The following is a 21,037-nucleotide window of genomic DNA, read 5'->3' on the forward strand; positions in this document are numbered from 1 at the left end:
GGCGGGCCGTACCCTGCGCGCCTCGCAAGTTAATCCGCGGCTAAGTGGCCAGGGCCGACCATGGCCGCTCCCCCGACGACCCGCAGGAACGAGCCAGGTGGCGCCGCGCCCGCAAACGATCTTCAACGCGCTGATCCGCCGCGGCATCGACCTGCGTGCGCTGTACCGCGACGCGTCCATCCAGGCGAGCGAGCCCGGGCTGCGCGTGGTGCTGGGGGAAAACGCCAGTGCGCTGGACCAGGTGATCGCCGACCTGCAGCTGCAGGTGAGCCAGCTCGGCGGCAAGCCGGCACGCCGTGGCCGCTTCGGCGGTGCCGCGCGGCGCCAGATGATCGAATGGCTGCTGCCCGACACGCCGCGCCGCGACGTCGCCTGGATCGCCCGCCTGGCGCACGGCGAAGCGGCCCTGGTGCACGCCTTCGAGCAGGGCATCCGGCACGCCTCGCCGGAAGCCGCCCTGGTGCTTCGCCGCCAGCTGCCGCGGCTGCAAGGCATCCACCTGGACATGCATAGCCTGGCGCGCGCCGGGCGCTGCTAAGCTGCGCCCGCCAAGGGGGTGGTATGAACACGAGCGCGCGGGAAGTGCTGGATTTCTGGTTCGCGGACGAGAACACCGTGCGCTGGTTCCTGCGCGACGTCGACTTCGACCAGGCCATCCGCGCACGGTTTGCCGGCACGCTCGAAGCGGCCGCCAACGACGAGCTGGACAGCTGGGCCCTGACGCCGCACGGCTGGCTGGCTCTGCTGATCGTGCTCGACCAGTTCAGCCGCAACATCCACCGCGGCGACGCGCGCGCCTTCGCCCTGGACGGCAAGGCGCAGGCGCTGGCCCTGGCCGGTCTCGAGCGCCGCGACGACGAAGCGTTGGAGCCGCTGGAGCGCGTGTTCGCCTACCTGCCGCTGGAGCATGCCGAGGACCTCGCATTGCAGTGGCGTTCGGTGACGCTGTTTCGCGCGCTGGCCCTACAGGCGACGCCCACCTCGCGCGGGCAATATGAGAACTTTCTGGACTACGCCCGCCGCCATTGCGAGGTGATCACGCGCTACGGACGGTTCCCGCAGCGCAATGCGGCGTTGAACCGGGCCAGCACGCCGGACGAGCTGGCCTATCTGGCCGAGGGCGGCGGGTTCTAGGGCTCGTCGCGGCGACCGCTGCCGCTACCAGGCCAAGGGCGGACGGTCGACCAGGTCGGCAGTGCGGGAAATGGACATCCACCGCCCGGGCATCGGTCCGGGCACGAACCCAGGGAAGGAGTACGGCATGCGCATCGTTCTTGTGGGCAGCCTCTGGCTGCTGTCTGCCGTCGCGGCCGCGGACACGCTGCGCGTGGGCGACCATTTGCTGGTGTCGGGCGACAGCGCCGCGCAGGTCCGCGCAGCGCTCGGCCGTCCCTCGCGCGTGACGCACCATCGCGATCGCGATCGCGCCGCGCGCCACCGTCGCGGAGCCGCCAAAAAAGCCCGCCAGCGAAAGCTGGATCTACCGCCGCGACGGCCGCGAAATCACGGTGACGCTGGTCGGCGGCGCGGTCACGACCATCGAGCAGCGGCCCTGACCGCGGACACCGCCGCGGGCGTGACCGATGGCACGGCATGACGCCTGGCCCATGACCGTGCGGGCGGCGCGACGGAAGCTCGTTCCGTACCGCCGACAGGAGCACCGCCATGCGTCCGCTGATCACCACCCTCGCGCTCGCCGCCAGCCTTGCGCTCGGCCTGCCCGCGCAGGCCGGCGGCGTGCATCTGCATGACCAGAGATGCAGCTTCGGTACCGACTACGACGTGCAGGTGCAGCCCGGCGGCATCGCCTTCGATCGCGACGACGGCACGCCCGGGCGCGTGTTCATGCACGACGGCACGCTGCGCGTGGACGGCCGTGCGGTGGCGGTTTCGGCCGGCGACGCCGTGCGCCTGCGCGAGTACGAAGGCCAGGTGCGCCGCCTGCTGCCGGAAGTGGCGGCGATCGCCCGCGAAGGCGTGGACATCGGCTTCGACGCGCTCACCACGGTGGTCGCCACCTTCGCCGATGAGCCGGCCGAACGCAGCCGCCTGACCGAGCAGCTCAACACGCAGCACCGGCAGGCGCTGGCCAGCGTCGACAACGGCCTGGGCCAGGGCATATGGCGCAAGCACAGCGTCGAGGACCTGATGGACCACCAGGTCGGGGACGCCATTTCCACCCTGGTGGGCACGGTCACCGCCAAGGCGGTCAAGGCAGCGCTGAGCGGCGACCAGAGCCAGGTGGCTGCGCTCGAGGCGCGCGCCGACTCGCTGGACAAGGCCATCGACAGGCAGGTCGATGCCCGGGCCGACAAGCTCGGCGCGCGCGCCGATGCGCTTTGCCCGCAGCTGGCGCGGCTGGACCAGCTGCAACAGCAGTTCGAGTTCCGGCTCAAGGACGGCTCGCGCCTGGCGCTGGTCGACCGCCAGGAACACGACAACGAGGCTTCCGCCAAGACGAAGCCCGGGGCCCGCTAGCCGACTACCCCACGGCTGGATTACCCACGGCTGGGTTACCCCACGGCTGGGTTACCCCACGGCTGGATTACCCCGGCTGGGCGGGCCGGCCGCTCTCCTGCATCGACCATCCAGGCGGCCATCGGCCGCGCCGGGTTCCCCCAGCCGGCGCGGCTTTTTTTTGGAGCCAGGCAAAGGCCTGCGTGCCAGGTCCTCACGCGCGCCCTGCTAGGCTCGGATACTTCGCCTGCGGAGTGGACCGATGCTCGACCTGCTCGCCCGAATCCATTTCTCCGAGGAAGCGATCCGGATCGGCATCAAGCTGCTCATTGCGCTGCTGCTCCTGCTGGTGGGCATGTGGCTGGCCGCGCGCGTGGCCAACCTGGTCCAGCGCGCCATGCACCGGGCGGAGGTCGACGCCACGCTGGTGGGCTTCCTGCGCAACCTGATCTACGGCGTGCTGATCGCGGTGCTGGTGGTCAGCGCGCTGATCACCGCCGGCGTGCCCTCCGCGCCGCTGGTCGCGGCGCTCGGTGCCAGCGGCCTGGCGCTGGGCCTGGCCCTGCAGGGTTCGCTAAGCAACCTGGCCTGGGGCGTGCTGCTGATCGTGTTTCGCCCTTTCCGCGCCGGCGACTTCATCCATGCCGGCGGTGTCGACGGCACCGTGGAAACAGTCAATCTGATGTACACGCTGCTGGTGCTGCAGGACAACCGCGAAGCGATCGTGCCCAACGCCAAGATCGGCGCGGACGCGATCATCAACGCCAACCGTCGCGGCACGCGCCGCCTCGAGCTGAACATCCCGATCGGCATGCAGGACGACATCGGCAAGGCGATGGAGGAGATCCAGAAACTCTTCGCCGCCGATCCGCGCATCCTCAAGGAACCGCCGCCGACCGTGGTGACGGGCCATGTCGGCGAAGGCACGGTCAAGCTGATCGCGCGTGCCTGGACGCGTTGCGAGGATCTCTGGGGCGCGCAGACCGACCTGCTGCGCGCGATCAAGGAAACCTTCGCCAGGGAGAACATCCGCATCGCCGTGCCGCAACAGCAGATGACGATGGTTCAGGCCGACGCAGCCAAGGCAGGCTGAGAAGGCGGTCCCGCGGCGAGCCTTCCCCGCATTCGCCGGGGAAGGGCCGGTATCAGGACTGCCGCGGAGTTACTGCACGATCACCGCCCGCCGGTTGTCGCCCGATACGCGGTCGATCAACTCATTGAACGGGTCGATGCCCGCCTCGGCCGGTACGCCCGCGACGGTCAGCGTGATCGTGCTGTCGCCCGCCGGCAGCAGGCGCTTTTCCAGGTACAGCGGCTTGCCGTCACGGCCCTTGCCCGTGGGCGCGGCGAACACGCCGATGTCCACCGGCACGTCCGGCCCGGCCGGGGTTTCCCTGCCGGTGCCGTCGACGTAGACCTTGCCTGCATGCACCTTGAGCGTCACCCGGTAGTGACCGTCCGGCAGCTTCACCGCGCTGGCTTCGTTGATGCGGTTGTCGAACAGCGTGATCTTCCAGAACAGGTCGTCCAGCAGACCCTTCCATTTCGGGTCCAGGCCGCGGGCGAGCGCGTCCATGAAGTCCCGCGAGTCGGGATAGGGCGGGCCGCGGAACTGCCAGTCGAGCAGGAAGCGCCTGAGCACCGCGTCGAAGGCGTCTTCGCCGACGTAATCCTGCAGCGCATAGAACACCAGCGAACCCTTGTTGTAGTGGATGTACTGCTGGTTCTCCACCTTGGCCAGCGGCTCTTCGGCCACGGTCTCGGTGGCGCGGCTCATCAGGTACTTGTCCAGCTCGTACTTGAGGAACTTGCGCATCTGGTCGGCGCCGTATTTCTGCTTCATCACCATCAGCGCCGAGTACTGCGCGAGCGACTCGCTCAGCATGGTCGAGCCCTGCATGTCCGCGCCGATCACCTGGTGCGCCCACCACTGGTGCGCCACTTCGTGTGCCGTCACGTAGTAGACGTAGTCGATCTTGGCCGGGTCGTGCAGGTCGGCGATGAAGCCCAGCGATTCGGAGTAGGGAATCGTGTTGGCGAAGGACTGCGCGAACTGGCGGTAGTTGGGGAACTCCAGGATGCGCAGCTGGCGGTACTGGTAGGGCGTGTAGTGCGCCTGGTAGTAGGCCAGCGCGTCCTTGGCCGCCTGGATCATGCGGTCGACGTTCCAGGCATGGTCGGGGTCGTAGTAGACCTCGATGGCGATACCCCGGTAGCTGTCCTTCTTCACCGCGTAGCGCGCCGACAGCCACGAGTAGAAGTCGAGCATCGGCCGGTCCATCACGTAGGTGAAGTAGCGCCGGCCGTTCGCCGTCCACGTCCGCGTGAGGTAGCCCGGCGCCAGCGCGATCTGGTCGGGGGCGGTGGAGACGGTGGTCTGGAAGTCGACCCAGTCGGCGTCGTTGCTCACGTAGTTGTCGTTGCGCGCCTTCGCGTCGCCCAGCCTGGGCATGCGCGGCACGTCCGGCGGCAGGCCGTACTTGCGACGGTCGCCGCGGTCGGTCAGCTGCATCGCGGTCTGGTAGCCAAAGTGCGGCAGCACCTGGCTGTTGAAGAACGAGCCGTTGGCCACCAGGAATTGCCCGGAGGGCTCGTTGGTGAAGCCGCGCGGCGCGTACTCGATATCGAAGTCGAAGGCCATCGAGGCGCCGGGCGCGAGCGGGGTCTTCAGCCGATAGATGGCATAGCCCAGCCGCGCGTCGTCGCTCACCGTGTCGTGCGGCGCGAAATCGAGCGACTTGAGGGTGAAGTCGGTATCGAAGTTGACGTGCAGCGTGTCGATCGGCCGGTCGTGCCGGTTGACGAGCACGTAGTGGCCGCGGATCCCGAGCCGCCGGCCGTAGGGATCGATGTCCACCTGCGTGCGCACCACGCTGATGCGCGGCTGCGGCAGGCCCTTGTACCTGCCGTAGGCCTTCTCGTAGTCGGCGCGCTTGCGCGTGGCCTCGGCGCCGCTCTCGTAGTGGTTGAGCACGTTGGTGTTGTAGAAGATCCACGCGCCGGTCAGCGCGAAGCCGGCCAGCGCCAGGCCCAGCGCGACCGCCGCCGGCCGGCGCAGCCGGGCGCGCGCCTCGTGTACGCGTTCGCGCCAGGTGTGGGCGGTGCCGCGCACGTGGAACAGCGCCGCCACCACCAGCAGCGCGGCCGCCGCGAAGCCCCAGTACAGGTCGAACCACAGCGCGCCGGCCAGGAAATGGCCGAAGCCGTTCATGTCCGAGTACGGCACCGACGAGGCGTGGCCGTAGATCGCCAGGTTGTGGTCGAAGTGCAGCAGCGGGAAGCCGATCAGCGAGGCCACCAGCCACACGATGGCCAGCAGGTAGCCCAGGAACTTGCTGCCCGCGAGCGTCTGGAAGAACAGCATCAGCACGGCCAGCAGCACGAATGGCATGGCATCGAGCGCCAGCGTGGCCAGGTACAGGCCGAGCTGAAGGCGCGTGTAGCCGTGGCCGAGCTGCCAGGCGATGCCCACCAGGTCGCCGATGGCCAGGTAGGCCAGCACCACCGTCACCAGCGCCAGCAGCCGCGCCATGAGCGCCAGCCCATCGGGCAAAGGGAAGGCGTCGACCACCTCGGCGGTGCGGCGGTCGCGCTCGCGCCAGGTCAACTCGCCGGCATAGAACGCCAGGATGATCGGCAGCAGCCACTGGAAACTGCCCTGCACGGTCTCCAGCACTCCATGCGTGACCGGATAGGTGGGAGTGCCGTAGATCTCCCCGGACAAGGCCAGCGCGAAGACGAGGTTCACCAGGCCGAACACCAGCATCACCAGGAACGGCACGCCGCGCAGCACCTGGCCCAGGTCGAAGGCCAGCAGCGTGCGCAGCTGCACCAGGCGTGCGCGATGGTCGTGGGCCAGCCGCACGGCGGGCAGGGTGATGCGCGATGCGCTCGTGGCGGGGGCCAGCAGCGGCGGCTCGGCGCGTGCCCGGCGATGCGGCAGCCGCAGCCCTTCGCGGTCGGTGCGGAAGAGCGCGAACGCCGTGCCGGCCAGGGCCGCCGACACGCCCAGCCACAGCACCCGGTTCCACAGCAGCAGGCCTTGCAGGGCCGGCAGCCGATGGTTGAGCTCGTCGGCCGACCAGTAGCGCGTGACGATGCCCAGCGTGCGGCCGCCGAACGGGTCGAGCATGGCCGCGACCAGGTGGTGGTTGACGTCGCGGGTGAGCAGGCCCGAGAGCGAGAGCAGCACCACGAAGGCGATGATCCCGATGTAGGTGGCCAGCAGCGAGCGCGTCACGGTGGCGAGCAGGAACAGCAGCGCCGCCACGAACAGCATGTCCGGCAGCACGATCACGCCATAGGCCCAGGCATAGCCGTGCCAGTCGACCGGACCGATGCGCGCCGGGTCGATCCACGGCATGGCGCCGCCCAGCGCCACGCCCAGCGCGACCGCCAGCATGATCGCCACCGCCGCCGCATAGCCGGCCGCCAGCCGCCCGCCCAGGTAGGCGCCGCGGCGCACCGGCGTGGCGAACATCAGCTCGGCGGTGTCGTGGTCGAAGTCGCGCAGCGCCGCACCAGCGACGAACACCCCGCCGGCCAGCATGCCGAACACGGTGAAGGCGCTGAGCAGCCGCACGATCACCATCGGCGCGTTGCGCAGCACGTTGCCGCTGGCGCCGCCGATCGCCACCGCATCGGTGCTGGCCACCGCGAAGGCCAGCGCGCCGAAGGCCAGCGCCATGATCCAGAACAGGGGGGCGCGCCATTGCTGGCGCCATTCGAAGCGGAAGATCTCCAGCAGCGAGCGCATCGTCGACCTCAGGCCGCGCGCGCCGTGGCCTGCGCGCGCAGGCGGCCGAAGTAGACGTCCTCCAGGTCCGGCACCACCGGCTCGAAGCCCGGCTCCGGCGGCGCGTCGGCCAGCACGTGCAGCAGCGTGCGCCCGCCGGCCAGGCGGGTGGAGAGGATGGTCATGCGGGCGCGATAGTGGTCCAGCTCCGCCTTGTCGATCGTGCGCCGCCACACGCGCCCGTCCAGGCTGCGGATCGCCTCGCGCGGTTCGCCGGTCAGGAGCACCTGGCCCTGGCCGATGATCGCCATGCGCTGGCACAGGTCGGTCACGTCGGCCACGATGTGGGTGGACAGGATCACCACCACCTTCTCGCCGATCTCCGCCAGCAGGTTCAGGAAGCGGTTGCGCTCCTCCGGGTCCAGGCCGGCGGTCGGCTCGTCCACGATCACCAGCTTCGGGCTGCCGATCAGCGCCTGGGCGATGCCGAAACGCTGGCGCATGCCGCCGGAATAGGTGCCCAGCTTGCGCTTGCGCACGTCCCACAGGTTGACCTGGCGCAGCAGTGCCTCGGTGAGCTCGCGCCGTTCGCCGCGGGCGGTGACGCCCTTGAGCACGGCGAAGTGGTCCAGCATGGCCTCGGCCGAGACCTTCGGGTAGACGCCGAACTCCTGCGGCAGGTAGCCCAGCAGCCGGCGGGTGGCGTTCTTGTCGGCCAGCAGGTCCATGCCGTCCAGCTCGATCGACCCCTGGTCGGGATCCTGCAGGGTCGCGATCGTGCGCATCAGCGAGGACTTGCCCGCCCCGTTGGGCCCGAGCAGGCCGAACATGCCCTGCGGGATGTCCAGGTCGATGCCGCGCAGCGCGTGCACGCCGTTGGCGTAGGTCTTGGACAGGTGGCGGATGGTCAGCATGCTCGGGTCCTTGCCGCGCCGCCCCGCGCGGCGCGCATGGGAGCAGCATAGGCACCGCCCCGGGCGGGCACATCGGCACAAGGTCATGCATGCCCGATGGCCCCTGCCCGGAAGGCGCGCCGAAAGGGACGACGAAGCGGACGGCCGTTCGCTATCATGGGAAGCCTTGCGGCCGCCATCCCCGGGCGGTGCGCCCCCCAATCCGCAGGAGATCCCATGGCCGACCTCAAAGAAGCACGCGTCCCCGACATCGGCGGCCACGACAACGTGCCGGTGATCGAAGTGCTGGTGAAGCCCGGTGACCGCGTGGAGAAGGAGCAGAGCCTGATCACGCTCGAATCGGACAAGGCCACCATGGAGGTGCCCTCACCCTTCGCCGGCGTGGTGAAGGAGGTCAGGCTAAAGGTGGGCGACGAGGTTTCCGAAGGGGCGCTGATCGCAACCATCGAAGCCGAAGGCGCCGCCGCCCCGGCACCGGCTCCCGCGCAGGCGCCGCTTTCCAGCCAGCAGGCGAAGGCCGCCGAACCGGGCTCGGGCAAGGGCGCGGTCGACGAGGCCGCGCCGCAGCCGCCGCCCGCCGCGCCGCCGGCCAGTAGCGGTGGCGGTGGTGGAAGTGGCGGCGGCGTGCGCGAGGCGCGCGTGCCGGATATCGGCGGCCACGACAACGTCCCGGTGATCGAGGTGCTGGTGAAGGTCGGCGATACGGTCGCCAAGGACCAGAGCCTGATCACCCTGGAATCGGACAAGGCCACGATGGAAGTGCCCGCGCCGTTCGCCGGCGTGGTCAGGGAGCTCAAGCTCAAGGTCGGCGACGAGGTGTCCGAGGGCAGCCTGATCGCCATCCTGGAAACCGCCGGCGAAGCCGGCTCCGCGTCCTCCTCTCCCCGCCGGGGAGAGGGCAGGGGTGAGGGGGCGGCCTCGCCGGATGCGCAATCCGCCACCGGCCTGCCGGTGAGCCAGGGCGGCCCCAAGGCGGCCGAGCCCCGCACCGTGCAGCCGGGCAACCCACCCGAAGGCGACGTGCGCCCGCAGGCGCGCCCGCCGTTCGACGGCAAACTGGTGATGCCGGGCGACGCGCCCTACGCCAGCCCGGCGGTCCGCGCCTTCGCGCGCGAGCTGGGCGTGGACATCCATCAGGTCAAGGGCTCCGGCCGCGGCGGACGCATCCAGCGCGAGGACGTCAGCACCTACGTCAAGCACGCGCTCGCCTCGGGCGCGCGTCCGGTGCAGGGTGCGCCGGTGGCCGCCGGCGGCGGGCTCAACCTGCTGCCGTGGCCGAAGGTGGACTTCGCCAAGTTCGGCCCGGTCGAGGAGAAGCCGCTCTCGCGCATCCAGAAGATTTCCGGCGCCAATCTGGCGCGCAACTGGGCGATGATCCCGCACGTCACCCAGCACGAAGACGCGGACATCACCGAGCTGGAAGCCTTCCGCAAGAAGCTCGGCGAAGAGCAAAAATCCGATAAGGGCGGGGACCTCAAGGTCACCCCGCTGGTGTTCCAGATCAAGGCGGTGGTGGCGGCCTTGAAGCAGTTCCCGCAGTTCAACGCTTCGCTGGACGAGACCGGCGAGAAGCTGGTCCTCAAGAAGTACTTCCACATCGGCATCGCGGTGGACACGCCCGACGGCCTGGTGGTGCCGGTGATCCGCGACTGCGACCGGAAGGGCCTGCTGGAGCTGGCCCGCGAGCTGGGCGAGATCTCCAAGAAGGCGCGCGAGAAGAAGCTCGGGCCGGCCGAGATGTCCGGCGGCTGCTTCTCGATCTCCTCGCTGGGCGGCATCGGCGGCACGGCGTTCACGCCGATCGTCAACGCGCCGGAGGTGGCGATCCTGGGCGTCTCCAAGGCCTCCATCAAGCCGGTGTGGAACGGCAAGGAATTCGCGCCGCGGTTGATCCTGCCGCTGTCGCTCTCCTACGACCATCGCGTGATCGACGGCGCGCTCGCCGCGCGCTTCGCCGCCTTCCTCGCCAACCAGCTCGGCGACATCCGCCGCCTGCTGCTCTGACGGGGGCGCGACCATGGCGAACACGATCGAAGTGAAGGTCCCAGACATCGGCGGCCACGACAACGTGCCGGTGATCGAGGTGCTGGTGAAGGCCGGCGACCGCGTGGAGAAGGAACAGAGCCTGATCACGCTGGAGTCGGACAAAGCCACGATGGAGGTGCCTTCCAGCGCCGCCGGCGTGGTCAAGGACGTGAAGGTGAAGGTGGGCGACGAGGTATCCGAGGGCGCGGTGATCCTCACCCTCGAAGCCGAGGCTTCTGCTCCCTCTCCCCTCCGGGGAGAGGGCCGGGGTGAGGGGGCGCCCTCGCGAGAGCCTGGCAACGGAGCGAACGCATCTACCAACGCTTCCGCAAGCCCCGCACCCTCACCTCAATCCTCTCCCCGGAGGGGAGAGGAGGCAAAAGCGGCAAGCCCCAGCGGCCGCCAGCCGGACGTTGAGTGCAAGCTGGTGGTCCTGGGCTCCGGCCCCGGCGGCTACACCGCGGCCTTCCGCGCCGCCGACCTGGGCGTCGACACCGTGCTGGTCGAGCGCTACGCCAGCCTGGGCGGCGTCTGCCTCAACGTCGGCTGCATTCCGTCCAAGGCGCTGCTGCATGCCGCCGCCGTGATCGACGAGGCCGAGGCCATGGCCGCGCACGGCGTCAGCTTCGGCAAGCCCACGATCGAGCTGGACAAGCTGCGCAAGTTCAAGGAGCAAGTGGTCGGCAAGCTCACCGGCGGCCTGGCCGGCATGGCCAAGCAGCGCAAGGTGCGCACGGTGCGGGGTGTGGGTACCTTCGTCTCGCCGCACGAGCTGGAAGTAAAGACGGCCGAAGGCACGAAGCTGATCCGCTTCGAACAGGCGATCATCGCCGCCGGTTCGCAGGCCGTGCGCCTGCCGATGTTCCCCTGGGACGACGAGCGCGTGATGGACTCCACCGGCGCGCTGGAGCTCAAGGACATCCCGAAAAAGCTGCTCGTCGTCGGCGGCGGCATCATCGGCCTGGAAATGGCCACGGTGTACGCGGGCCTGGGCAGCGAAGTGACCGTGGTCGAGTTCATGGACCAGCTCATCCCGGGCGCCGATGCCGACCTGGTCAAGCCGCTGGCCAAGCGCCTTGCGGCCAAGCTCAAGGGCGTGCACCTGAAGACGAAGGTCGTCGAGGCCAAGGCCACCAAGAAGGGCATCGAGGTCCGCTACGAGGGCGAGAGCATCCCCGAGACCACCGCGTTCGACCGCGTGCTGGTGGCGGTCGGTCGTTCGCCCAATGGCAGCAAGATCGGCGCCGACAAGGCCGGTGTCGCAGTGACCGAGCGCGGCTTCATCGACGTCGATACGCAGATGCGCACCAACGTGCCGCACATCTTCGCCATCGGCGACCTGGTCGGGCAGCCGATGCTGGCGCACAAGGCCACCCATGAGGCGCGCGTGGCGGCCGAGGTGGTGGCCGGCATGAAGAGCCACTTCGACGCCCGCGTGATCCCGTCGGTGGCCTACACCGATCCGGAGATCGCCTGGGTCGGCGTGACCGAGCGCGAAGCCAAGGAAAAGGGCCTGAAGATCGGCGTGGGCAAGTTCCCCTGGGCTGCCTCCGGCCGCGCCATCGGCATCGACCGCACCGAGGGTTTCACCAAGCTGCTGTTCGACGAGGAAAGCCATCGCGTGGTCGGCGCCGGCATCGTCGGCCCGCATGCGGGCGACCTGATCTCCGAACTGGCGCTGGCCATCGAGATGGGCGCGGAAGCGGCCGACATCGCGCTGACCATCCATCCGCACCCGACACTGAGCGAGTCGGTGGCGATGGCGGCGGAGGTCTACGAAGGCACCATCACCGACCTGTACATGCCCAAGAAGAAGTGAGCGCGATGCTCGACGGAAAGGCCCGGGTCGTCCCGGGCCTTTCCTTTTGCGCGATCGGTCAACGGCGCGCCGGCGGCGGGGGGCCGTCCTGCTCCAGGTAGGCCAGCTTGCACCCGCGCGGCAGCCGCTTGATCGCCGCCTCGGCCCGCAGGGCGCTCGGCCGGTCCGCACAGCTGCGCCAGCCGACCAGGCGCCTGGGCGGGTTGGCCCGCGTGTAGCGCGCGCCGCGTCCGCTGGCGTGGGCTTCGTAGCGGCGCTGCAGGTCGTTGGTGATGCCGGCGTACCAGGCGCCGTTCGCGCATTCGATCAGGTACAGGCACCACTGGCCGCGCGCAGGCCAGGCGGTGGCGTCCGGATCGCCGTCCACGGCGGACGAAGGCTCGCAGCCCGCGTTCAGGCCGAACCGGCTGTGGCAGCGCCATACACCGCCGGCGCGATCCTGCGCGCCGTGCCCTGCAGATGGGAGATCTCCGATGCGAGCATCATTTCCATCTGTCGCAACGAAAGCAGGAAGCCATAGGGATCGAGGGCATGGCCGGCCTGCAGGCTGGTCAGGGTATCGACCAGGTGCGGCGCATCGAGCACGAGCGTCGAGTCGTGCTGCAGCCAGGTGCCGAGCTCGCGTTCGGCCGTATAGGCCTCCGAATAGCGCTGCAGCGCGCCGGCGTCGATCCAGCCGGCCGACTGGTCGGCGACGGCCACGTCCCAGGCGACGGTCGACAGTGTCGGCCAGTTGGCATTGAGCTGATAGTCGGCGCTGCGGGCGTGGATCCGGCGGTTGATTTCCGAACTGTCGACGCCGGCGGCCAGCGCCGAGGTCACCATGGTGTCGAGGGAGCGCAGCGTGGCCAGCTCCTTCTGGTTGATCGCGGTGGACTGGCCGATGGCGTCGATCGCCTGGCGCAGCTCCTCGTCCATGCGCCGGCTGGCTTCGCCCGCCGCATGGCTGTGGTGCGCATGCTCGATCCATGCCTCCAGGCCGAGCGCGGTCAGGATGCTGAGCACGATCATCAGATAATGCTTGGCGAAGTCCTTGAAGGACTCCAGCCGTACCTTCGGCAGTTCCAGGTGCATGGGGTGTCCTTGTGCAGGCGGTCAGTCGCGCGGCGCGACAGTGTCGAACAAGTCGCGCTGGTCGACAAAGCCCTCGCGCTCGACGAAACCAGCCAGGCCGACGCCGACCAGCCGGTAGCGCGTGCCGGCCGGGCGGTCCACGCGCGCGCGCAGCGCGCAGGCCAGTTCGGCCAGCTCGCGCGCCGAGTCGGGCAGGGTGGACGGCGAGAAGCTGCGGGTGAGCGTGCGGAAATCGGCGGTCTTGAGCTTGAGCACCACGGTGCGCGCGACGCGGCCTTGCTCGCGCTGGTGGCCGGCCCAGGTCTTCTCGGCCAGGCGGCGGATGTGCGGTTCCAGCTCCTCCAGCGTGAGGTCGTGCTCGAAGGTGTCCTCGGAAGACACCTGCAGCGTAGGCCGGTCCGGCTGTACCGCATGCTCGTCGATGCCCCAGGACAGTTCGTGCAGGCGCCGGCCCCAGCGGCCGAAGCGCCGCTCCATCTCGGCCAGGCCGAGCTCGCGCAGGTCGGCCGCGGTGGCCACGCCCATCGCCTTGAGCTTGCCCTCCATCACCTTGCCCACGCCGGGCAGGCGGCCGACCGGCAGCGGCGCGAGAAAGGCTTCGACCTGATGCGGTCGGATCACGAACAGGCCGTCGGGCTTGCGCCAGTCCGAGGCGATCTTGGCCAGGAACTTGTTGGGCGCGACGCCGGCCGAGGCGGTCAACCGGGTTTCCTCGCGGATCGCCGCGCGGATCGCCTCGGCCACGGCCGTGGCCGAGGACAGCGCGCTGCGGCTGTTGGTGACGTCGAGGTAGGCCTCGTCCAGCGACAGCGGCTCGATCAGCTCGGTGTAGCGCGCGAAGATCGCCCGCACCTGCCGCGACACCGCCTTGTAGCGCACGAAGTCCGGCGGCACGAACACCGCCTGCGGGCACAACCGCTCCGCGCGCACCGCCGGCATCGCCGAGCGCACGCCGAACACGCGCGCCTCGTAGCTCGCCGCGCACACCACCGAGCGCGCGCCGCGCCAGGCGACCACCACCGGCCTGCCGCGCAGCGAGGGATCGTCGCGCTGCTCGACCGACGCGTAGAACGCGTCCATGTCGATGTGCAGGATCTTGCGCGGGGTGGGGAGCACGAAGGGGAAGCCGGGAAGGTCCGGACAGATTCTAGGCGACCGGCGCAGGCGCGCGGCAATCGGTCGTGACTGGCCGTTGCGGGTTTGACACGCGATTGATAGCGGCAGCACTAGCGTGGCGTGGCATTCCCGGAGGTGCGCCATGGCCGATTTCGCCCAGCAACGCCAGCGCATGGTCGAGCGCCAGCTCGCCGGGCGCGGCATCAGCGATGCGCGCGTGCTGGAGGCGATGGGTTCGATCCCGCGCGAGGCCTTCGTCGCCGGCGGCATGCACGAGTTCGCCTACGAGGACTCGCCGCTGCCGATCGAAGCGGGACAGACCATCTCGCAGCCGTACATCGTCGCGCGCATGCTGCAGGCGGCCGAACTGCACGGGAGCGGCAGCGTGCTGGAGATCGGCGCGGGCTCCGGCTACGCGGCGGCGGTGATGGCGGCCTTGGCGGCCTGCGTGCATGCGATCGAGCGCCATGCGGAACTCGCCGATCTCGCGCGCCAGCGCTTCGATGCGCTGGGCTACCGCAACATCGAACTACGGGTGGGCGACGGCAGCGGCGGCTGGCCCGAGGCGGCGCCGTTCGACGCCATCCTCGCCGCGGCCGGCGGGCCGGTCGTGCCCGACGTGCTGCGCCGGCAGCTGGCCATCGGCGGACGACTGGTGATGCCGGTGGGCGAGACGCCGTACCGGCAGCGGCTGGTGAAAGTCACGCGCGTGGCCGAGGACCGCTACGAGCAGGAGGAACTGGACGAGGTGCGCTTCGTGCCGCTGGTCGGCAGCTACGGCTGGAGCGAGCAGGACGCTTCCTCGCCGCCGAGGCTCGAGCCGGTCGCTGCGCACGCGCCGGTCGATGGCGGCAGCCTGACGCAGATGATCCGCGCCGCGATCGAGCCGCTGCCCGACCCGGACGATCCGGCTTTCGGAAGGATGTTCGACCGCTACGGCGACGCGCGCGTGGTGCTGCTGGGCGAGGCGAGCCACGGCACCAGCGAGTTCTACCGTGCCCGCGCGGCGATCACCCGCCGGCTGATCGAGGCGCACGGCTTCACCATCGTGGCGGTGGAAGGCGACTGGCCCGACGCCGCGGTGCTGGACCGCTACGTGCGCGGCCGACTGGCGGCGCGCGAAGAGCCGATCTTCCAGCGCTTTCCGACCTGGATGTGGCGCAACCGCGACGTGGCCCGCTTCGTCGACTGGCTGCGCGGCTACAACAGTGACCAGCCTTCGGGGAGGCAGGCGGGCTTCTACGGGCTGGACCTGTACAGCCTGGACAGCTCCATCCGTGCGGTGATCGATTACCTGGACAAGGTCGATCCCGAGGCGGCGCAGGTCGCCCGCCACCGCTACGGCTGCCTGATGCCCTGGAGCAAGGAGCCGGCGCAGTACGGGCGCATGGCGCTGTCGGCCGGCTATGCGCTGTGCGAGAAGGCCGTGGTGCAGATGCTGCGCGAGCTGCTTTCGCGCCGCATGGAGTACGCCCGGGCCGACGGCGAGCATTTCCTCGACGCGGCGCAGAACGCGCGGCTGGTCAGCAACGCCGAGGCGTATTACCGCGCGATGTACTACGGCTCGGCCGAATCGTGGAACCTGCGCGACAGCCACATGTTCGAGACGCTGGAGAACCTGCTCGTCGCCCAGGGTCCCGGCGCGAAAGCGGTGGTGTGGGCGCACAACTCGCACATCGGCGACGCGCGCCACACCGAGATGGGCCAGGTGCGCGAGGAACTGAACCTGGGCCAGCTGTGCCGCCAGCGCTTCGGCCGCGAGGTGGCGCTGGTCGGCTTCGGCACGCACACCGGCACGGTCGCCGCGGCGGACGACTGGGACGAGCCGATGCGCGTGATGGACGTCAACCCCTCGCGCCCGGACAGCTACGAGCGGCTGTTCCACGATGCGGGCCAGCCGCGCGGCCTGCTCGACCTGCGTGAAGGTGCGCACCCGGCCTTGTGCGAGCGGCTGGCGCCCGGCCGGCTGGAACGCTTCATCGGCGTGATCTACCGGCCCGACACCGAACGCTGGAGCCATTACGTGGAATGTTCGCTGCCGCGCCAGTTCGACGGCTACGCGTGGTTCGACCGCAGCCACGCGGTCGAGCCGCTCGGCGAGGAGCCGCGCAGCGGCGTCGCCGAGACCTGGCCGTTCGGGCTCTAGTGGGCGGGGGCAGTCAGGCGACGCAGTGCGGCGTCGCTAGGCCGAGGCGCGCCGCCGGCGCGCCTCGAACGCGGCGAGCGCGAGCGCCGCGGCCGCGAACGGCAGCAGGTTGTAGACCAGCCGATAACACAGCAGCCCGGCCAGCACCTGCGCGCGCGCCTCGCCCGGGAACGCGCCGAGCAGGATCGCCTCGAATACGCCCAGCCCGCCCGGCGCGTGGCTGACGATGCCGGCCATCAGCGCAGCCAGATAGATCGGTACGAAATCGATGAACGATGGCGCGATCGCCGGCGGCAGCAGCAGGTACATGGCGCCGATCGCCGCGCTCATCTCCACGCCGCCGATCAGCATCTGCAGCGCCGCGCCGCCGCTGCCGGGCAGGGCCACCGACCAGCGGTGCAGGCGCAGCGTGCGTGGCTGCGCCAGCCACAGCAACAGGCCGGCCAGCAAGGCGACGATGAACACCCCGGCAGGGCGGCCCCAGCCGGCGGCGACCGGCGGCTCCGCCAGCAAACCGGCGGCGCCCAGCACCGCGTAGCCCAGCCCCACGCCCAGGCTGGCCAGGCCGACCACGCGCGCGATGTCGCCGGCGGCCAGGCCAGCCGTGGCGTAGACGCGGTAGCGCACCGCGCCGCCGGTCACTGCGTGGAAGCCCAGCGTGTTCGACAGCGCGTGCGCCGCGAAGCCGGCGAAGGCCGCCAGTCCCGGTGCCGCGCGCGCCGGCGCCACGCTGCGCGCGGCCAGCACGTCGAAGGCCGCCAGCATGGCGAAGCTGGTGGCGGTCGCCGCCACCGCGCCGGCCACGTGCGCGCGCGGCAGGGCCCACAGCGCCGCCCACACGTCGCGCCAGCGCATCGCGCCCAGGTAGCGGTGCAGCAGCCAGGCGGCCAGCGCCAGCAACAATGCCGAGACGAGCCAGGACAGCGCGCGCAGGATCCGGCGCAGGCGCGGGCTGCCGGCGTCGCCGGCGAACGGGGAGGGCAGGACGGACATCCGCGTGACCTTACTTTGGAGAGGCGGGGAGACGCGAGTGCTGGGTCGCATCGCCCGTCCCCGTTTCGCGGGGAAGGGTGCCCGAAGGGGAGGCCTCGCGGAGCATCACGCCGGGATCCCGCAAGTGCGCCCCTCCACCGGTCCGCACCTTCCTCCGCGTTCGCGGAGAAGGAACGGGCAGGTGGATCACGGCAGCGTTCCGGTCTCGCTGTCGCGAAAACGCTGTGCGCGGGCCCGACTCACGCTATCGTTGCCCTTCCGTCGCCGATGCCCCGCCCGCAATGAGCCAAGCACCGACCACCTACCTGCGCCGCCTCGGCACCTGGGACGCGGCGATGATCGTCATCGGCGGCGTGATCGGCGCGGGCATCTTCCGAACGCCGGCCACCCTGGCCCAGCGCACCGGATCGGGCTGGGAGCTGCTGGCGCTGTGGGCGGTCGGCGGCCTGCTCACGCTGGCCGGCGTGCTGTGCTACGCGGAGCTCGGCGCGCGGCGGCCGCAGGCCGGCGGCAGCTACATCTACCTGCGCGAGGCGTTCGGCAAGCTGCCGGCGTTCCTGTTCGGCTGGACGATGGCGCTGATCAACTACCCCGGCAGCGTGGCGGCGGTGGCCACCGCGTTCGCCGACTACTTCTGCGCGGCGTTGGGCCTGTCGTCGCTGTACATCAAGCCAGTGGCGGCCGGCGCGATCGCCTTCATCGTCGGCGTGAACCTGTTCGGCATCCGTGCCGGCGCCTGGGTGCAGAACATCTTCACCGTGCTCAAGCTCGCCGCGATCGCGCTGCTGGTCGGCGTGGGCGTGGTGCTGTCCAACGGCCACCTGGGCGTGGCGCTGGCGGCCGACCCGACGCACCAGGCCGCACCCGGCGCGTTCTTCGGCGCGCTGCTGCCGGTGCTGTTCACCTACGGCGGCTTCCACTACCTCAACGACCTGGCCGGCGAGGTGCGCAACCCGCAGCGCACCTTGCCCCTCGCGCTGGGATTGGGCCTGGCCGGCGTGATGGTGGCCTACGTGCTGGCCAACTTCGCCTACCTGGCCGGCCTGGGCCACGCGGGCCTGGCGGCCAGCCACGCGCCAGCCGCGGACCTCATGCGCCGCCTGTTCGGCGAGCGCGGCGCCACGCTGATCGCGCTGGGCATCGCCTGCTCCACCTTCGGCTACTGCAACATCGCCATCGCCGGCGGCGCGCGCGTGCTGCAGACGATGGGCGCCGACGGCATGTTCTTCTCCGCCGTGGGCAAGATCGACCCGCACAGCCGCGCGCCGCAGGTGGCGCTGGCCACGCTGGGCGCCTGGGCGATCGTGCTGGCGGTGTCGGGCAGCTTCAACCAGCTGCTGGACTACACCACGGTGGGCGAGTGGCTGGCGCACGCGTGCAGCATCGCCACGCTGTTCTGGTATCGCCGGTACCTCAGTGAACCCTCGCCCTACCGCGTGCCGTTCTATCCGTGGCTGCCGATGGTGTTCGTGGTCACGGTGCTCGCCGTGATCGGCGCCACCGCGATCCACAACCCCGGCGATGCCGGCATGAGCCTGGTGATCATCGCCTGCGGCATCCCGGCGTACTACGGCTGGCGTTGGCTGGAACGCAACGCGGCCTGAGCGATCATGCGCCGCGCCTGGGTGATGGCGCGTGCGCGAGGTGAGGCCATGAAGCGTGCCGTTTTCCCGATCCTGCTGCTGGTCCTCGCCGGCCGTGCCGCGGCGATGCCGGCGATCGACCTGACGGCGGATACGCCCGCCGTGCGCCTCGATCACGTGCAGCCTGGAGCGGCGCAACGCCTGCCCGATGGCGAAACCTTGCGCGGCTACACCTTCGAGCCGGCCGCCCGGCCGCAGGTGATCCTGACGCCCGCGGCCGGCGCGCTCGACCCGGCCGGCGAACTGCGCCTGCGCGTGCAGAACGCGATGCCCTGGGCGGTGACGCTGGAGGTGGATCTCGAGGGCAGCGGCGGCGCGCGCCTGCATGCGGCCGTGGGCCTGCCGGCCGGGCCGCCGCAGACACTGGTGCTGCCGCTGCATGCGACCTCGCCGCGCGCCTTCGGCATGCAGGCCGGCCCACCGATGCCCTTCGAGGACCATGGCGAGCGCGTGCTCGTGGCGACCACGGTGGAGGGCACGCCCGCGCTGCACGCGGTGCGCACGCTGCGGCTGTCCGTTCCCGCACCGCAGGCACCGCAGACGGTGCTGCTCGGCAGGCTCACCGCCGCGGCCGATACCACGCTGCACGCGGCTTACGCGGGCATCGTCGACCGCTACGGCCAGTACACGCGCGCCGCCTGGCCGGAGAAGATCGCCAGCGACGCGGCATTGCGCGCGGCCCAGGCAGGCGCACCAGCGGCGCCCATGCGTGAGGGCCTGGATCGCTACGGCGGCCGTCTCGCCGCCCGCGGCGAGGCGACCGGCTGGTTCCACACGCAGAAGCTCGGCGACCGCTGGCGCCTGGTCACCCCCGAAGGCCACGAGTTCTTCTCGATCGGCGTCAACGCGGTGGCGGTCGATGGCGGCCGCAGCTATGTCGAGGGACGCGAGTGGATGTTCGACGGGCTGCCGCCGGACCAAGGCCCGTGGGCCGCGTTCCATGGCCACGGCGAGGACCGCAGCCAGACCGGCGCCGCCGCCGGCCTGGCCTACCACCAGGGCGAATGGTTCGATTTCTACGCGGCCAACCTCTACCGCGCCGACGGCACGCAGTGGCGCGAGGCCTGGCGCCGGCGCACGCGCGGGCGGCTGGAGGCCTGGGGCGTCAACACGCTGGGCAACTGGAGCGACGAGGCGGTCGCGCGCGGCCGCAACCTGGCCTATACGCGCTCGATCAACATCACGGGCGACTACGGCAACGTCGCCACCGGCTACGACTACTGGGGCCGCATGCCCGACCCGTTCGACCCGCGCTTCGTGCAGGCGGCCGACCGCGCCGTGGCGCAGGCCACCGCCGGCGTGCGCGACGACCCGTGGCTGCTCGGCTACTTCGTGGACAACGAACTGGCCTGGGCCGCGCCCGGTGCGCAGGGTCGCTGGGCGCTGGCGCAGGGCACCCTGCGCGGCGAGCCGGGGAGCGCCGCCAAGCAGGCCTTCCTGGCCATGCTCGAACGCAAGTACGGCGACGCGCTCAAGCTCGGCGTCGCCTGGGGCATCGGCGTGACGCGCTGGGACGCGCTCGCCGCGACGGGTTTCCAGCCGCCCGCGCCGGACCAGGCGCACCCGGCGATCGCCGAGGACTATGCCGCCTGGCTACGCGCCTACGCCGAGCAATACTTCCGCGTGGTGGCGCAAAGCTTGCGCCGGCACGACCCGCACCACCTGTTCCTCGGCGGCCGCTTCGCCGTGCGCACGCCCGAGGCGGTGGCCGCCTGTGCCAAGTGGTGCGACGTGCTGAGCATCAACGTCTACGCCGACCTGCCGCAGCACGGCATGGACTCGGGCCGGCTGCGCACGCTCGACAGGCCGGTGCTCGTCAGCGAGTTCTCCTTCGGCTCGACCGATCGCGGCCCGTTCGGCACCGGCCCGGTGGCGGTGTGGAACGAGGCGCAGCGCGGCGAGGCCTATGCGCGCTTCCTCGCGGCCGCGGCGGCCGATCCGATCATCGTCGGCGCGCACTGGTTCGACTACGCCGACCAGCCCGCCACCGGCCGCCTGCTCGATGGCGAGAACGCGCACCTGGGCCTGGTCGGCATCACCGACCTCCCGTTCGGCAGCTTCGTGGACGCCGTGAAGGCGGCCAACACGGCGGCGCAGCGCGCCCGTTAGGCGGCG

16 protein-coding genes are annotated in these 21,037 nt (G+C 70.7%); 10 read left to right on the forward strand and 6 right to left on the reverse strand.

The genetic code is table 11. The features are described from left to right. Nucleotides 1-97: 97 nt before the first annotated feature. From VGU03_RS14870 to VGU03_RS14890, 5 genes are all read left to right on the forward strand, one after another. Entirely contained in the window at nt 98-538 is a 441-nt protein-coding gene (locus VGU03_RS14870) for a PA2169 family four-helix-bundle protein (RefSeq protein WP_327481845.1), read from the forward strand. Between the two features lie 23 nt (nt 539-561). Continuing rightward, entirely contained in the window at nt 562-1,134 is a 573-nt protein-coding gene (locus tag VGU03_RS14875; protein WP_327481847.1) for a DUF924 family protein, read from the forward strand. 127 nt (nt 1,135-1,261) lie between these two features. Next, nucleotides 1,262-1,597 (forward strand): hypothetical protein, encoded by a 336-nt coding sequence (locus VGU03_RS14880; RefSeq protein WP_327481849.1) that lies wholly within the window; start codon nt 1,262-1,264, stop codon nt 1,595-1,597. Between the two features lie 68 nt (nt 1,598-1,665). Continuing rightward, on the forward strand, nt 1,666-2,478 hold the full coding sequence (locus VGU03_RS14885; protein WP_327481851.1) for a DUF2884 family protein: 813 nt from the start codon (nt 1,666-1,668) through the stop codon (nt 2,476-2,478). A gap of 241 nt (nt 2,479-2,719) precedes the next feature. Further along, the gene (locus tag VGU03_RS14890) at nt 2,720-3,550 is read left to right on the forward strand and encodes a mechanosensitive ion channel family protein (RefSeq protein WP_327481853.1); all 831 of its coding nucleotides are present in this window, start codon (nt 2,720-2,722) and stop codon (nt 3,548-3,550) included. Between the two features lie 69 nt (nt 3,551-3,619). Here the strand turns inward: VGU03_RS14890 and VGU03_RS14895 are convergent, their stop codons facing one another. Next, nucleotides 3,620-7,213, reverse strand: a complete 3,594-nt coding sequence (locus tag VGU03_RS14895; protein ID WP_327481855.1) for an ABC transporter permease/M1 family aminopeptidase — start codon at nt 7,211-7,213, stop codon at nt 3,620-3,622. An 8-nt stretch (nt 7,214-7,221) separates the two neighbouring features. After that, nucleotides 7,222-8,106 carry an ABC transporter ATP-binding protein gene (locus VGU03_RS14900; RefSeq protein WP_327481857.1) on the reverse strand — a complete coding sequence of 295 codons (885 nt, stop codon included), beginning with the start codon at nt 8,104-8,106 and terminating at the stop codon, nt 7,222-7,224. 216 nt (nt 8,107-8,322) lie between these two features. Between VGU03_RS14900 and aceF the strand changes: the two genes are divergently transcribed. Both aceF and lpdA read left to right on the forward strand, forming a co-directional pair. Further along, nucleotides 8,323-10,110, forward strand: a complete 1,788-nt coding sequence (aceF, locus tag VGU03_RS14905; protein ID WP_327481859.1) for a dihydrolipoyllysine-residue acetyltransferase — start codon at nt 8,323-8,325, stop codon at nt 10,108-10,110. A 13-nt stretch (nt 10,111-10,123) separates the two neighbouring features. Further along, complete coding sequence (gene lpdA / locus VGU03_RS14910; protein ID WP_327481861.1) at nt 10,124-11,950, forward strand: dihydrolipoyl dehydrogenase; 1,827 nt, start codon at nt 10,124-10,126, stop codon at nt 11,948-11,950. Between the two features lie 58 nt (nt 11,951-12,008). Here lpdA and VGU03_RS14915 read toward each other — a convergent pair whose 3' ends face one another. The 3 genes from VGU03_RS14915 to dinB are packed head-to-tail and all read right to left on the reverse strand — an operon-like array spanning nt 12,009 to nt 14,140. After that, nucleotides 12,009-12,317 (reverse strand): GIY-YIG nuclease family protein, encoded by a 309-nt coding sequence (locus VGU03_RS14915; RefSeq protein WP_327481863.1) that lies wholly within the window; start codon nt 12,315-12,317, stop codon nt 12,009-12,011. Between the two features lie 26 nt (nt 12,318-12,343). Next, nucleotides 12,344-13,024, reverse strand: coding sequence for a hypothetical protein (locus VGU03_RS14920; RefSeq protein WP_327481865.1), 681 nt, complete (start codon nt 13,022-13,024; stop codon nt 12,344-12,346). A 21-nt stretch (nt 13,025-13,045) separates the two neighbouring features. Next, nucleotides 13,046-14,140 (reverse strand): DNA polymerase IV, encoded by a 1,095-nt coding sequence (gene dinB / locus VGU03_RS14925; RefSeq protein WP_327481867.1) that lies wholly within the window; start codon nt 14,138-14,140, stop codon nt 13,046-13,048. A 142-nt stretch (nt 14,141-14,282) separates the two neighbouring features. On the opposite strand from dinB, the gene VGU03_RS14930 reads away from it, so the two are divergent. Beyond that, nucleotides 14,283-16,286 carry a protein-L-isoaspartate(D-aspartate) O-methyltransferase gene (locus tag VGU03_RS14930; protein WP_327481869.1) on the forward strand — a complete coding sequence of 668 codons (2,004 nt, stop codon included), beginning with the start codon at nt 14,283-14,285 and terminating at the stop codon, nt 16,284-16,286. Nucleotides 16,287-16,322: 36 nt separating this feature from the next. Here VGU03_RS14930 and VGU03_RS14935 read toward each other — a convergent pair whose 3' ends face one another. After that, a complete protein-coding gene (locus tag VGU03_RS14935) occupies nt 16,323-17,279 on the reverse strand; it encodes a UPF0104 family protein (RefSeq protein WP_327481871.1) in 957 nt (318 codons plus the stop codon). 281 nt (nt 17,280-17,560) lie between these two features. On the opposite strand from VGU03_RS14935, the gene VGU03_RS14940 reads away from it, so the two are divergent. Both VGU03_RS14940 and VGU03_RS14945 read left to right on the forward strand, forming a co-directional pair. Next, nucleotides 17,561-18,883 carry an APC family permease gene (locus tag VGU03_RS14940; RefSeq protein ID WP_327481873.1) on the forward strand — a complete coding sequence of 441 codons (1,323 nt, stop codon included), beginning with the start codon at nt 17,561-17,563 and terminating at the stop codon, nt 18,881-18,883. Between the two features lie 48 nt (nt 18,884-18,931). Further along, nucleotides 18,932-21,031, forward strand: coding sequence for a beta-agarase (locus tag VGU03_RS14945; RefSeq protein ID WP_327481875.1), 2,100 nt, complete (start codon nt 18,932-18,934; stop codon nt 21,029-21,031). The last annotated feature ends 6 nt before the right edge of the window (nt 21,032-21,037 follow it).

Origin of the sequence: Frateuria sp. (assembly GCF_035944355.1) — a bacterium.
GTDB lineage: Bacteria > Pseudomonadota > Gammaproteobacteria > Xanthomonadales > Rhodanobacteraceae > Frateuria_A.